General features: G+C 42.6%; 9 protein-coding genes and 1 CRISPR repeat array (1 of these 10 only partly in view). Of the genes, 4 read left to right on the plus strand and 5 right to left on the minus strand.

Features of this window, described 5'->3' with window-relative positions:
• Positions 1-114: 114 nt before the first annotated feature.
• From ACW689_RS06860 to ACW689_RS06870, 3 genes are all read right to left on the minus strand, one after another.
• Positions 115-1,041, minus strand: coding sequence for a hypothetical protein (locus ACW689_RS06860; RefSeq protein WP_476289659.1), 927 nt, complete (start codon positions 1,039-1,041; stop codon positions 115-117).
• Positions 1,029-1,745, minus strand: a complete 717-nt coding sequence (locus ACW689_RS06865) for a glycoside hydrolase family 25 protein (protein ID WP_476289661.1) — start codon at positions 1,743-1,745, stop codon at positions 1,029-1,031. The genes ACW689_RS06860 and ACW689_RS06865 overlap by 13 nt, the downstream gene beginning before the upstream one ends.
• Positions 1,746-1,832: 87 nt before the next feature.
• On the minus strand, positions 1,833-4,220 hold the full coding sequence (locus ACW689_RS06870; RefSeq protein WP_476289663.1) for an ATP-binding protein: 2,388 nt from the start codon (positions 4,218-4,220) through the stop codon (positions 1,833-1,835).
• A gap of 217 nt (positions 4,221-4,437) precedes the next feature.
• Here ACW689_RS06870 and ACW689_RS06875 point away from each other — a divergent pair, with 217 nt between their 5' ends.
• Positions 4,438-7,032, plus strand: a complete 2,595-nt coding sequence (locus ACW689_RS06875) for a M1 family metallopeptidase (protein ID WP_476289665.1) — start codon at positions 4,438-4,440, stop codon at positions 7,030-7,032.
• Positions 7,033-7,105: 73 nt separating this feature from the next.
• On the opposite strand, the gene ACW689_RS06880 is transcribed toward ACW689_RS06875, so the two are convergent.
• Together ACW689_RS06880 and ACW689_RS06885 are read right to left on the minus strand one after the other, a co-directional pair.
• Positions 7,106-8,746 carry a methyl-accepting chemotaxis protein gene (locus ACW689_RS06880; protein ID WP_476289667.1) on the minus strand — a complete coding sequence of 547 codons (1,641 nt, stop codon included), beginning with the start codon at positions 8,744-8,746 and terminating at the stop codon, positions 7,106-7,108.
• A gap of 205 nt (positions 8,747-8,951) precedes the next feature.
• Complete coding sequence (locus tag ACW689_RS06885; protein ID WP_476289669.1) at positions 8,952-9,422, minus strand: DUF3293 domain-containing protein; 471 nt, start codon at positions 9,420-9,422, stop codon at positions 8,952-8,954.
• Positions 9,423-9,885: 463 nt separating this feature from the next.
• Between ACW689_RS06885 and ACW689_RS06890 the strand changes: the two genes are divergently transcribed.
• The 3 genes from ACW689_RS06890 (at position 9,886) to ACW689_RS06900 (ending at position 13,414) form a co-directional block, all read left to right on the plus strand.
• The gene (locus ACW689_RS06890; protein WP_476289671.1) at positions 9,886-10,278 is read left to right on the plus strand and encodes a hypothetical protein; all 393 of its coding nucleotides are present in this window, start codon (positions 9,886-9,888) and stop codon (positions 10,276-10,278) included.
• A 224-nt stretch (positions 10,279-10,502) separates the two neighbouring features.
• A complete protein-coding gene (locus ACW689_RS06895) occupies positions 10,503-11,531 on the plus strand; it encodes a DUF4097 family beta strand repeat-containing protein (RefSeq protein WP_476289673.1) in 1,029 nt (342 codons plus the stop codon).
• A gap of 281 nt (positions 11,532-11,812) precedes the next feature.
• Positions 11,813-13,414 carry an ATP-binding cassette domain-containing protein gene (locus tag ACW689_RS06900; protein ID WP_476289675.1) on the plus strand — a complete coding sequence of 534 codons (1,602 nt, stop codon included), beginning with the start codon at positions 11,813-11,815 and terminating at the stop codon, positions 13,412-13,414.
• A 191-nt stretch (positions 13,415-13,605) separates the two neighbouring features.
• Positions 13,606-14,816: direct repeats of the CRISPR family, unit length 28 nt; unit sequence TTTCTGAGCCGCCTGTGCGGCGGTGAAC (it continues 2,119 nt past the right edge of the window).

Here is a 14,816-nt window from a genome sequence, read left to right on the forward strand (position 1 = left end):
AAATACCTCTTTTACCAATAAGAATGTGAATGAGGCGTGTCAAAGGAGATTTTTGATGAGACATTTGCAATTAAGGCTGAGCAACAGCCCAGCCTAGTGCCGTTCACTTAAATATTATTTACTTTTTTCTAGCAATGGCGTTGACGGGTTATTGTTGCTTAACACACTGTGTAAAAACCGCCTAAATAGAGCAAAAAGTAAGCCCGCAAACAGCATTGGTAACAAAACAAACGCAATAAATTTGTGTGCCAAATTATGTGTGACCACGCTGTTACCCTTAAGCACTTTATCTGATAAGTTTGAAGCTATTGCTTTATGCAACACTTTGATTCCATGCTTTGCGTGCGTTTTTAAATCGGTGCTTGAAAGTGTCGTTTGCATTTCATTGCTGACATCTGAAAAATAACTTAAATCCGCTTTATGCCCCAACTCTGCGGCCACAAGCTGAGAAGTTTGCGCGCTCACATGAATACTGTAAGGGATCACTAAATGACACAGTACAAACAAAGAGGCAAATAGCTTAGCTAACCACTGTAAACTTGCACGATGGCGTAAATGCGGATTGATCACGCAAATTAAAGCCCATACGCCCACATACAATAACAGTAACTGCAATAACCAAGGAGACAACTGCTCAGCTAAAAAAGTAAACGCCTGAATACCGCCAATTAAAGCCAATGCCCAAAACAAATAGTGACTGCATTTCTCAAGTAAAACTGACAGGTCCGTCAACAAACTACCAATTTTAACGTCAAAGTCCACAATAAATGAGATCCCAAATTGACTGCTTTTAGCTACATTCAATGCAGCATTTAGCGCGTTAACATCCGCTAAATCAGTGAGTACCTGACGCTCAACTTCTTGTAAATATTGTAAGTTGGATTCATATAAATGCTTATTTTCTTTTACCAAAGTGCTGCCAGTAAAGTGACCTTGCATAATCGCCCATAGCAACCAAAAGCAAGCAACGAAAAAAGCCAAAGCGGCAATTCGATATTTCTGTTGAGCTAAAAAGTGCTCAGATGAGGTTAATAATTGCATTTTAATGCCTCCAATCCTTGCTCAGTGTCCAGTACTTTGTCTAAATCAACCATGGTATCAATGCCACTCACTGAACCATTTTGGGAGTACTGCCAAATTTGAATATTACTCAACTGTGATGGTGCATGCATAGTGTCAGCATACTCAGCAAACCAAAATGGATAGTCGTTAAACTGTTTACCAATATTTTGCTGCCAAAAACTACCATAGCTATACAGTAAAGGCTTACACCCGATCTGTTTTTCAAGTTCACTTAAAAAGGTATGTAGGCGCTTATGGATCTCTTCAACACTTTGTGCTCGGGTTAACTCTACGTCGACCATAGGCACTAAACTCAATCCTTGATTTTTAATACGAGACAAAAAGTTGTCTAGCTGTTTGTAAGGATCATCTTCGGCTTCAAAAAAGTGATAAGCGCCGACCTGCAAATGAGTATTTTTAATGGCTGCTAAGTTTTGTGCATAAAGCGGATCGGTATAAGTGATACCATCAGTGGCTTTTAAATAAGCAAACTGAAGGCCACTACTAGCCACTTTTTGCCAATCGATAGTACCTTGATCGTGCGATACATCAATACCATATACGCCATTACTAAATTCATTATTGTTTGCCGCCGTCTGTTGATGAAATAACATAGGCCGTTTGATACACACCATGATAATGACAAACAAGGCGAGCGCTCTAACCAAGTATTTATAATTCATCTCTTTTCCTTGATTTTTTTATTTGTTTTTATTGAATTAAATTGGATATTACGAGTGTACCGTACAACACTTTGATGATACAAACTATTAACATACAAGCCAGCGAGACAGTACTTCTCTAAGTTGCGCTTGATCGACAGGCTTACTAACAAAGTCATCCATACCGGCACCGTAGCACGCACCTATATCTTCTTTAAAAATATTGGCAGTAAAAGCGATGATGGGTAAATTTTGATAAACAGGATTTGTTCTGATCTGTTTGGTTGCCTCAAGCCCATCCATAATTGGCATATGCACATCCATCAAAACCGCATCAAACGACTGAGTTTCCAATGCATCTATCGCCTGTTGACCATCTTTTGCTATCGTGACACGCAGTGCCATTTTTTCTAACATGGCTCTCACTACGATCAAATTCATTTCATTATCCTCAACGAGCAAAATATTTCCCGAGAGCGTTTTATTGATCGGGCGTTCACCTTGCACAACTTCACTCGGTGGTTGCACTATCGACACAGGTAAATAGAAAGTAATTTTCGTGCCCACACCTAACTCTGAAGTTAATTCAATTTTGCCACCCATTAATGTAAGTAACTGCTTACATAGGCTTAACCCTAAACCCGTTCCATCATATCGACGGGTCGTGCTGCCGTCGGCCTGCTTAAACGCTTCAAAAACATGTGCATGATCATGCTTCGCTATGCCAATACCAGTATCCAATACAGATACTTGTAACTCGGCAGTCGATACCGCCTGATTGCATTGCACTTGTAATTTAACCTCCCCTTTTTGCGTAAACTTGATCGCATTTCCAAGTAGGTTTATAAGCACTTGTTCGAATCGTGCTTTGTCTGTATTGATATAAGAAGGTGCACCACTATCCACTTCCATCAACAAAGCGAGCCCTTTATCATCAGCCAGTGGTTTAAGCATGTTAACCACGCCATCGAGCGACTCATGTAGTGAAAAGTCGCTATCCACAAGCGTAACATGCCCCTCCTCTAGTTTTGATAAATCTAAAATATCATTGATCACAGTCAGCAGGTGTTTGCCAGAGTAGGAACAAATCCTCAATAACTTTTCTTGCTCTTCATTCATTCCTTGGCTATTTTTTAGCAGCTCTATCGCGCCCAAAATACCATTCATTGGCGTGCGAATTTCATGACTCATATTCGCCAAAAAACGGCTTTTTTCTTGCAGTGCTTGTTGTGCTTGTACTTTGGCTTCTTCCAATTCTTGTGTGCGTTCGTTCACTCTCTGTTCAAGCTTCACTTCACGCTGTTTTAGCTCATCACGCATTTGTTTAAACACGCGCGTAAGCTCTCTTAATTCATTACTACCCTTGCTTGGCAACGGAGAGTCATACTTGCCATCAGCCATCTGTTTTGCTGCATGTGTGAGTGATTTGATTGGCATGTAGAATTTAGTCGCAACGCGCAAGGCCACAATACAGATAAGGACAAATACGCCCACGAACACCATCCATAGCTTGGTGTTGTGTTCATTCACTTGCTTTAATATTTCGTCGTCAGGTAACACAATCGCAAGGCTATATCCGGCCGCATTGATTGGTGCAAAGAATACGTATTGCAATTGTCCACTGCTTAAATTACTCACCGTTTCATAACCTTCATGGCCTGCCGCCATACGCAAGCCTAAGGCTTTCATTTCAGGGTTGCCATCATTACTAATATATTGTGTGACGGACTTGCGCTCTCCCAAGGTATTCTTTACCCACTCACCATTTCGGGCGACTAAGCGAACCACTTTATTTTTATTCCAGTGATAAATATAAGCGCCACTGCCAGATAAAATCATAAACTGAGCTTTACCTTTAAATGCCTTATCCACCTGTTCATTTACTTGTGCAATCAGCCTTTCTATTTCCCGCCAAGCGATGCTTCCCCCAAGCAAACCTACGAGCTTATTGTTTTTATTGAGTACACTCGCACTCACAACAACCTGGCGCACACCAGTGGTGTATGAAATCATTGGCTCAGAGACATATATCAAGGGTTTTTGTTCTTTATTTTGTCCTACCGTGATCTGCCAATAATCCCTTTGTAAAAGACTTTTTAGTTCTGCATTGGCATCATTATCATCGAACGTTCTGCGCAGTCCTTGCTGTTCATTGCCCCCTTCGGTGTTATAAAAACTGCCGTTTAGCTCACCAACAATAAACTTTTCATACACGCCTTCGCTACGCACTTTCGCCGCGACTAGGTAATCTCGCATTTTGGCAAAGTCCATTGCTTGCACCCGAGGATCGTACACCATAGTCGCAACTTCCGCTTTTCGTTCACTAAAATACTGATTGAATATCATTGCGGCATTACTAACTTCGGCCTGTGCGGCATCTATAGTCAACTCGGTTGCTTGTCTTGAGCCATGTTCCATCGTTATCACAAATACGAGTAATAAAGGCAAAATTGAACACAACAACATCACACTGATAAAACGGTTTTTTAAACTCATACAACTGCGGATAAATACTGGAGTTAATAATGGAGATAAGTTTAGTCGAGGAAACAACATTTCTCTCAAAATACACTCAATAATTCAGCAATTTAATTGTTCCAACAACGAACCCATTATAGGTAACTACCTGTCACGCACTAAATGCAGTAGAATGACGTAAAACAATAAACAATAAACAATAAACAATAAACAACAAAAATAAATGAGTCCCAGCATGCTTAAAAAAACACTTTTGGCCATGTGTGTTATGGCCAACACACAAATAGCACTTGCCGCTGATAGTAATTCAGTGAGTGATTACCAACTTGCAAAACTCGCAAAACCAATTTCTCAGCATGTTTTACTTAACCTAGACCCAAGTAAAGATAATTTTAATGGCACCACACACATCGAGTTAAATGTCTTAAAACCAACCAACTACATTGAGATTAACGGTGAAGACTACACATTAAACAAGGCCTTGCTAAGTGGTAAAGACAACTGCGCGCTTAACGAAAAAAAACGCCAATTTGGCAAAGTGACCTTGCTGTGTGATCGCCAACTCCCAGTTGGCAAATACACACTAACCATGCAATTCGATGCGCCTTACAACCGTTCTAGTGTAGGTCTGTACAAGACGATAGAAAAAGACATCCCGTATCTATTCACACAATTTGAAATGAGTGATGCGCGAAGAGCATTTCCCTCATTCGATGAACCCAGTTATAAAATCCCTTTTCAGCTCACTATCACAGCACCGAATGGACAAAAGGTTTACGCCAATACACCTTTGATCAAAACTGAAAGTAAAGAGACGTTTACTACGCATCACTTTGCACAAACACCGCCTATTGCTAGTTATTTAGTCGCGCTGGCAGTCGGCCCATTTGAAGAAAAAGACATTCCAAACATGTCAGTGCCAGGCAAAGTGATCACCACCCAAGGCAAACAACACTTAACAGACTCTGCCGTACACAATATGCCACGCGTACTCGCTGCCCTAGAAGACTACTTCGGTATTCCTTACGTATTCAAAAAACTAGATTCAGTAGGCTTGCCAGAGTTCCCTTTCGGCGCAATGGAAAACGCGGGATTAGTGACTTATCGTGACGACATCTTGCTGCTCGACCCTAATACTGCAACACAGAATCAAAAAAAGTATCATGTTTCTGTCATTGCACATGAGTTGGCCCACCAATGGTATGGCAACCTAGTCACCATGAAATGGTGGGACGATCTGTGGCTAAACGAAGCATTTGCTAGTTGGATGGCTTCAAAGATAACACACCAACTTAATCCCGAGTTAGAAAGTGACCTTGACCTGCCACAAAACGTGGTGATGGATATTGATGCCAGACTCACGACCAAGCCTATTCGCAAACCAACACGAAACGAAGCCGATATAATGGATGGTTTAGGTCTTGCCTATAGCAAAGGCAATGCGGTGCTGTCGATGATTGAAAACTGGATAGGTAAAGACGCGTTCCAAAAAGGGATGCGTGCCTACATGAAAGAGTTCGCGTTTAAAAATGCCGAAGCGGCTGATTTATGGCAAGCATTAGGTAAGGCTTCAGGCAAAGACGTTGCCAGCGTACTAAGCTCTTTTGTAACGCAATCCTCTTATCCACTCATTGCGGTACAAAATAACGGCAAAATACTAACGCTTAGTCAGCAGCGCTTTGCCCACGCAGGTGTTGATGCCCCTGAACAACTTTGGAACGTACCGGTATCTATTAAGTATGGTAATGGCAAGCAAACTAAAACAGCTCAGGTATTACTCACTCAAGCAAATCAAACGCTAGAACTTGAGTTTGAGCCAACCTGGATATACCCAGATCACAACGCATTAGGCTACTATCGTTGGACACAAAGTTCACAGCTACTCGATAGCCTATTAATGCATGCTAATGAGGCGCTCACCACCCGTGAACGACTGGCATTACTAGAAGCACAAAATGCCTTACTCGATGCAGGGGTGATCGGTGCGCCAGCATTATTGAACACGCTCAGTAAGTTTGTTAGTGACGAACATCCACGTGTCGCAACCAAAGCATTAAGCCTTCTGCGCATGCAAAAGAAATTGTTTGCCAATGACAGTAATGAACCTGCTTGGCAAACATTTATCGCCAAAGCGATTAAACCTGCGTTTGAGCAATATGGCTTGTCAGCCAAAGAGGGGGAAAGCCCATCTGTCGCCAACTTACGCGCAAGCATCGCTTCTGCGCAGGGCTTTGATGTAAAAGATGAGTCACTAAAAACCATCGCTTTCAATCAAGCGCAAAAGTACTTAAAAGGCCCAGCAAGTGTCGATGCTAATTTAGCCTCTGTTTATCTCAGACTTGCGGCCTATCACGGTGACAAGCATCTGCTTGCACAATACACCAAAGAGTTTGAAGTAACACAAGACCCACTTGTTCGTAGCAACCTATTGTTGGCGTTAGGTTATTTTGGTCAGCCTACGCTACAGCAGCTGACGCTAGATTACACACTTACAGACAAAGTAACGGCTTCAGATATGCGTATCGCGCTGGCGGGACAGGATTATACCGACAGCAGAAATGAACGCTTTATTGAATGGATCTTTAAAAATTATGATGCGCTGGCTGCAAAATTGCCACCCTTTGCAGTGCCTATGCTGGCTTCAAGCACAGCAGATAATTGCGACAACAGCAAACTGACACAGGCCAACAACTTCTTTGCCGACAAGTTAGCCAAACAGCCAAGCTTAAAACGCGCTTTAGCCAAAGCACAGGAAAGCGTTAAAAACTGCTTGTCGTTACAGCAACGAGAACAAAAAGCCGTTGATGCGTATTTGAGTTCACTAAAATAAAGAGTTTAAAACCAGCGAGAGTGATTGCTTTTAAAGCAATCATTCTCCTAACAAAAAAAGGCTGTGCCGTTGATTAAAATAAACTCACTTCTACTTTGTTTGTTGATAACCTATCAACCAAAGTTTGCAAATCGACCGAAGCTCGATTGACTGCAACCGATACATCGTCACTTTGCGCCATTTTTTCTAACGTTTCAGAGATGACCAGCATTTTCGCTACATCATTGACGATATTCTGCGATATTTCCTGTTGTTGAACTGCATTGCTATCAACTGAATCTATCACTGAAATTAAGCGCTCAAATGAGTTTGATGTTTGGCTCAATATACTACTCACATCCGCCACCGATTGTGCCGTTTGCGTCGTTTTGGTTAGGCCCGACTGTATAGCGCTCACTGCCTGCTTAGAGCTTAACAATGTGCTATCTATAATCTCTTTTATTTCTAAAGTTGAGTTTTGAGTTCGCGTAGCTAGGCTTCTTACTTCATCGGCAACTACCGCAAACCCTCGCCCTTGTTCACCCGCTCTGGCAGCTTCTATGGCCGCATTAAGCGCCAGCAAATTAGTTTGTTCTGCAATATTTTGAATAACTTGAAGAACATTAACGATCTCCGATGACTGGCTCTCCAGTTGTTCAATGTTACCTGCAATTGCTTGCATTTCGCTCACCAACTCCGCCATTCCTTTATCCGCTAAATTCAAAGAACTAGCGCACTGCGCCGTTGCCTCACTGGTTGATTTGAACGAGTCGAATGCTTGCTGTGAGTCCATTTTATTTTGTTCAGCCATGGAAGATAATCGAGACGTTGCTTGGTTTAAACTATCAACAATCTGGCTTTGCGACACCGAGCTATGGCCTATTTCATCAGAGATTTCAGTTAATTTGGCAAATGCCGTGCTCACTTCGTGACTCACTAAATTAATTTGCCCCACACTATCAGATAGCTTTTCCTGCATATAACGTGCGCTCTCGATCAACTCACCAATTTCATCATTAGATTGATGAGATATACTTTTTGAGTAATCACCTTCAGCAATCGCTTTTAATAACTCATTGAGATTGCCTATTGGTGCAACAAGGACTTTTTGAATATAAAGTAAAACAAGCGTGATCCCAACAATGGCAATCAACATACTGACCAAGCTCACAATATAGCTGGTGCGTGATGAAAACTTTTGTAGCTTAGCAAAATTCTCTTCTACGCTGTGATCAATTTCTTCGACAAGCTTCGTTAACGAATGACTTAAAGAGCGATCGATGCTTTTCACATGTTGATCAGCCTTCTGAATATCCATCTTAGAAGCAATAAAAATGTCATAGCCTGCACGGTATTTTTGGACCGCTTGCTCATATTCTTCAATTATCTGCGCAGTAATTGCTTTTACAGCCTGTGAGTGATGATCTGTTTTCTCGATTTGTGCAAGTGCATTTCGCACGTCATTTTCTGAGTCTAAAAAACGCTGCCAATATTTATTTCGCTCTTCAACAGATTGCGAACGTATTAATACATTTTTCCATTCTTGTACTTGTGTTTTAAAAAGTGACAGGGCTTGTCGACCTTGATTGGCCGCATGTATATTCTTATCTTTCAGCTGCACGAATTGAGATTCAAACACATTCAAAGTAAACAGCATTGCAAACACCATCATGATAAACATCGCAAGCATGGCTAACATCGGCAATAATAACTTAGCTTTTATAGAACGTTTCATGAACCACCCTTCAACACTTTGATATTCAATTAACAAGGATAGAACAATTTAAAACAATTGATGTTAGCCAAAGTAAGAGGCGTTGGAAGAGTTAGGGCGTGTTGCTCGTTACTGTGTGCTTTTGCAGCAGCTATTCGGTTATTTTGGATACCTTTCAGTGCGGCTATACAAGGTGTTCACGCTTAGTGAATGCTATTTTATCCGTTTACTTTGCAAGCGCCGCGTTGCGCACAGGTAAACCTGAAAATAAAAATCGGGTCCTCGCGTAGTAATGAACGAGTTGGCGTTTTCGAGTGCCACAACTATCAACTAACCAAAGTCTTAGTGCGCTGTCGATATAATAAAAAGCCAGTTGCTGATATCTATTTGCGTAGAACATGGCTTGTGCACAAGTACAGGGTAACAGCACACTGAGCTCTTTATAAGCCATTTTCCTATCACCCCCCCATAGCAAGGCGTAAGCTTTACCTTGGCTTTTTAGCCTCTCCATCGCCAGTCGCGACAATTGCCGATTTTTTTTGCCTGTAAATTTTGCGCCACGCGGATTCCAAAGGCTGATGATCGCACTGTTACGTAGTTTTTCATCGCGAATAAAAGTGGATTTTGAGTCATTGTTAAAAGCACAAGGCTGAAAGTAGGCTTGGCAATAAATTTGCCAAAGGTGCTCGTCTATCAAATTAACACCCTCCTCACATTAAACGCTTTACATCAGAATTAAAGACCAATATATCACTCAACAGGCACAATCATTGAGAAAACTTCAGCAAGCCAATTTATCATTCAAGTTCACCAGCTAAAAGTAGCACTTTTTAACTGCTTATATTTGAGCAACAATCAGAGCAAAAATAATACAAAAATAGTTTTTTAGTCAGAATAAAAAACCAGTAAGAATAGTTCTCATATTTAAAAACAGCAATGCCTACATGCATAATTTTTACTTCGACAAAATTACCAAAAATTTACAGCTGTATGGATTAAACGACACACAAAAATAACACGTTAGCCATTGATTTAAATCAATTTTATTTAAACAAATTCGTAGCTAAAATGTCACCGAAGTTTAACTTGTACTATTAATTTTTACGGCTAGGATACACCTGCCATTAAGGCAAACTTAAATTTTTAGAAGGAATCTCTCTGTGAAAAAATTACTTTTATCCACGCTTTTTGGTCTAATTTCATCTACAAGCTTTTCATCTTTCGCGACCAATATCGACTTATCGTCTGGTTACTATAATACGCAAGAAGTATTAGAATTTGGCCGAAAGTATCAAGTGGTAAAAGCACAATTAGCATATTCAGGTTATGAACTACAAGGATGTGAAGAGCAACCTGTTTACTACTTTGTTCAGCCAAGTGAAGAAGTATTCTTGTATGGTAAAGCAGAGTGTTTCTACTCAATACCAAAAGATCCTGATTCGCGCTGGTTCCGTACCGATTATGCAACGGTTGTGATAGATATTCATTACAACCAAACCAGTTATCTTTATCACGAAGGTGATGTCAATGTAGGCTACTTTACCGCCTACTAAACAAGTTATAAAGGTGGCATTCGCCACCTTTTAAGCGCCACTGCTCATATACGATACAAATCTAGTCAAATTGACCAATTCATTGCAATACTCACAAAAACGCTGAATAATACACTCAGCAGAAAAACAAAAAAACCTTTAAAAACAAGAACTAAATTATTGGCATTGCAATTGCTTACGATTAGCATAACAGAGTCAATTAACATAAAATAAGAAGGACACTCATGTTTAAAGCGTTCACCCCTTTGCTTAGTGCATTGATACTAAGCGGCTGCATTGTTCATGTGAATGGTGCATCAGCCAATGCAAAAGAACACGTTCAAAAACAACTACAACTAGATAGCAGCGAATTACAGTCGTTAATTGCACACACAGACAGTGGAGAGTTAGAGATCGTTGGTAAAGCTGGTATTAAACAAATAACCGCCCAAGCTGATATTTATACCAATGAACCCGGTGAATTCGAATTTACCTTAGAGCGCAATGGTGATAACGCCAAACTTGTTGCATTGGTTGATCGCGCTTCAGGTTTTGCATTTAACTTCGGCAAAGAAAGCCCTCGTATTGATATGACACTGACCATGCCGGCAGAATTGGCGCTTTCACTTAGAGATTCATCTGGGGGATTAAAAATTTCAGGTTTAACTAATGACCTTCGTATTCAAGATGGTTCTGGTGACCTATATATTGATGGCGGGAACAATCTCGAGCTTGACGACAACTCAGGTAATATCACTGTAAAAAATATTCGCGGAACACTCGAAATTACAGATGGTTCAGGCGGCATAGACATCAACGGCGGTAAAACACTCTCACTGCGCGATGACTCAGGCGATATTAATATTATGGGTATCGAAGGCGACATCAACATCGTTGACGGCTCTGGCGGTATCGAAATTAAAGGCGGACAAAATATCACAATTCGCGATGACTCAGGTGACTTATTCGTCAGTGATAGCAAAGGTGACATAACGATCACCGATGGCTCAGGTAATTTGTCGGTGAATGGCGGCAACAACATCACAATTCGTGACGATTCAGGTACATTACGAGTCAACAATGCTAGAGGTAACGTCAGCATTGATGATGGCAGTGGCGACCTTTGGATTAACAATAGTGCTGCGCACGTTGAGATCAAAGACAACTCAGGCGACATTAACGTAGATGGTGCACTCAGTCTTGAAATTGTAAGTGATAGCTCTGGTCACGTTCGCACCAACAACGTCAAAAACAGTGTAAAACAGAACCCATAAGCAAGCGCCCTTGAGCGCCCTAAGCACTCAAGGGCTTTACTTTGCATCTCTGATCTCTTAGTCTAAGCGCATTCCCTTTTTCGGAGTCAAAGCCATCATGAACAACTAATACCTGTTATCCATTCTTCACTTATTTTTTTTGGATCTACAGGGTTAGCGAGCGTGGCTTTGCGTTTAAACCTCAAATCAATTTTGTATGCAAACTCGTTTTTGCATCATACCAAGTAGCAATTGTACCTTTGCCCACGGCTTCGCCCCTGTTTTTTTAATAGGAGGCCTCCATGCCCATATTACGCGCCCATAATTTAGGGTTTACTTTCGACAATGGCGACACACTATTCAGCCAATTAAACTGCGCATTAACTCACAAACGCACCGGCCTTGTTGGTAAAAACGGCGCCGGCAAGTCCATCTTAGCGCAGCTATTGGCTAAAAGGCGCCCCCCCAGCGCGGGCCATGTTGACTTAACCGTATCCGTTTGTGTGTATACACAACACCATGACATAGCAAACGACACAACCATTGCCGAATATCTTGGTTACAGCAAAGTGTTCAAGGCAATTCAAGCCATTGAGCAAGGACATTGTGAACTTGAGCTATTTGACACCGTGGCAGAGCAATGGCACTTGCCAGCGCAACTTAGCGCCCAACTAGAAACGCTTGGCTTAAAAGGAGACTCTGGCCAAGCATGCCAACAACTCAGTGGCGGGCAACTTGCGCGGCTTAGGCTTTGGCACGCCTTCAACAGCCAAGCTAAATTATTAATTTTAGATGAACCGAGTAACCACTTAGACGCCGCAGGCCGCACTTGGCTGAGTCAACAAATCGAACAGTTTCATGGCAATATACTAGTGATCAGCCACGACCACTCTCTACTTAAAAACGTAGAGCAAATTTGGCAACTCAGTGACCTTGGTCTTAAACAATATGGCGGTAACATAGACCATTACTTGGTACAAAGTCAGCTTGAACAGCAGGCCGTTAGTAAGCACCTCAACGAAGTAAAACGCCAACAAGCGCAACTAAAAAAACAAGCGCAAGAAAACAAAGAAAAAGCCCAACAAAGAGCCAAACAAGGCGAAAAGCTACAAAAAACAGGCAGCCAGCCGAAAATTCTACTCAACAAATTAAAAGACAATGCCAGTGCCAATATGGCAAGCAAAAATAAAAGCCAGCAGCTCAGAGAAGCGCAACTCAGTCAAAAGCACTTAGCACTGAAGAAAAAACAACAAGCGCATTCAAATCAAGCATTACACATCAATCAATACCCAACCGATGTATCCAAAAAAACGCTACTGAATGTACAACAACTCATACTTGCTTATGGCACTCACAGCGCACTCAGCTTTAAAGTAGAGCATAGGCAAAAGTGGCTTATTCAGGGATTAAACGGCAGCGGTAAATCTACCTTGTTAAATACCCTATTAGGCACCCAAAAAGCACTCTCGGGTTCATTTGCTATCAACACGCCATTGAGCTACCTAAATCAACACTTTAATCAAATAATTGATACACAAAGCAGCGCTGAGCACTTACAAAGATACTGCCCACACTTAAGTCAAAGCGACATATTTACCTTGTTAGCCGGTATTGGCATCAAACATAGCAATGCAACGCACCCCGCTCAAAACCTCAGTGGTGGCGAAAAAATAAAGCTCACTTTGCTTTGTGCCGCCCACCAGCAACCAACGCCACTATTGCTGCTCGACGAACCCGATAATCATTTAGACTTTGAGTCAAAAATTTTACTGGCATCCACACTAAGCCACTACAAAGGCAGCTTTTTGCTCGTCAGCCACGATGACTATTTTGTAAAACAATGCGGTGTAACTCACCACTTAAACTTAGAGGGTAGTAAAAGTGTAAAGGGGGTTGACGGTTAGGTGAGTGCTTATCACCGCCTTTTAGACGGTGACTTTGGATATCATAGTGTGCCAGTCCGCCTGCGTGTACACAAAACATCGCTATCTGAACTCCACTCCGTCACCTAAACCCCACTCCGTCACCCTGAACTTGTTTCAGGGTCTATGCAAGCCTGCACAAGATCCTGAGCTTCGTCAGGATGGCGGGTTTATTTCTGAGCCGCCTGTGTGGCGGTGAACTTTCCTTCATTTAAGGAATTTGACCGTTCGATTTTCTGAGCCGCCTGTGCGGCGGTGAACGCGATACTAACCGCGATGACTCAAAGGCGTACTTTCTGAGCCGCCTGTGCGGCGGTGAACAAAAATATATCATTCAGGCTAAATTACTGGCTTTTCTGAGCCGCCTGTGCGGCGGTGAACGAGAAGCTAACACAAGCTATCAATCCCGTTAATTTCTGAGCCGCCTGTGCGGCGGTGAACAAAACCGCAACACAAGCCTTGTCACCGAATCGTTTCTGAGCCGCCTGTGCGGCGGTGAACGTCGCGAAATTGACATGACGCCCTATCGTAATTTTCTGAGCCGCCTGTGCGGCGGTGAACGCGTATTGTATTTCTGTCTCAACTTTTTAAACTTTCTGAGCCGCCTGTGCGGCGGTGAACCGTACTTGCCTTGGTTACTAGTATTGGGTGGCTTTCTGAGCCGCCTGTGCGGCGGTGAACTTGGTTATATTGAAGATGGGCTTTCATGGTTATTTCTGAGCCGCCTGTGCGGCGGTGAACCAAATGACTTAGGAGAGGCGCGAGGTCGACCATTTCTGAGCCGCCTGTGCGGCGGTGAACTCTGAGGTATATCAAACAAGCCCCCCTTCATTTTTCTGAGCCGCCTGTGCGGCGGTGAACAAAAGCTTGATGATCCCAAGAACCATTATAGATTTCTGAGCCGCCTGTGCGGCGGTGAACATCACAAAAGCATCGTGGTTGATTCAATGTGCTTTCTGAGCCGCCTGTGCGGCGGTGAACTTTGTGAGACTGGGGAGCTAATCATGATTCATTTTCTGAGCCGCCTGTGCGGCGGTGAACTTGTGATAGGCCCGTAACATAAACCGAATTATTTTCTGAGCCGCCTGTGCGGCGGTGAACATCTCCCTGTTTTCAGGTTTCGAGCCATCGCTTTTCTGAGCCGCCTGTGCGGCGGTGAACTTGATAGCACTGTTTCGCGACGGTCCGCGTCATTTCTGAGCCGCCTGTGCGGCGGTGAACGGCTGGCAGTGGAGGGCGGCGCGATTGATGGATTTCTGAGCCGCCTGTGCGGCGGTGAACGAAGCAGCCATGCTCAAGTACGGCACTGAAATTTTCTGAGCCGCCTGTGCGGCGGTGAACGGGCAAAAAGAAACGCTGGTTTGCAGCAGTATTTTCTGAGCCG

This window comes from Pseudoalteromonas sp. ABE4_541 (assembly GCF_056312285.1).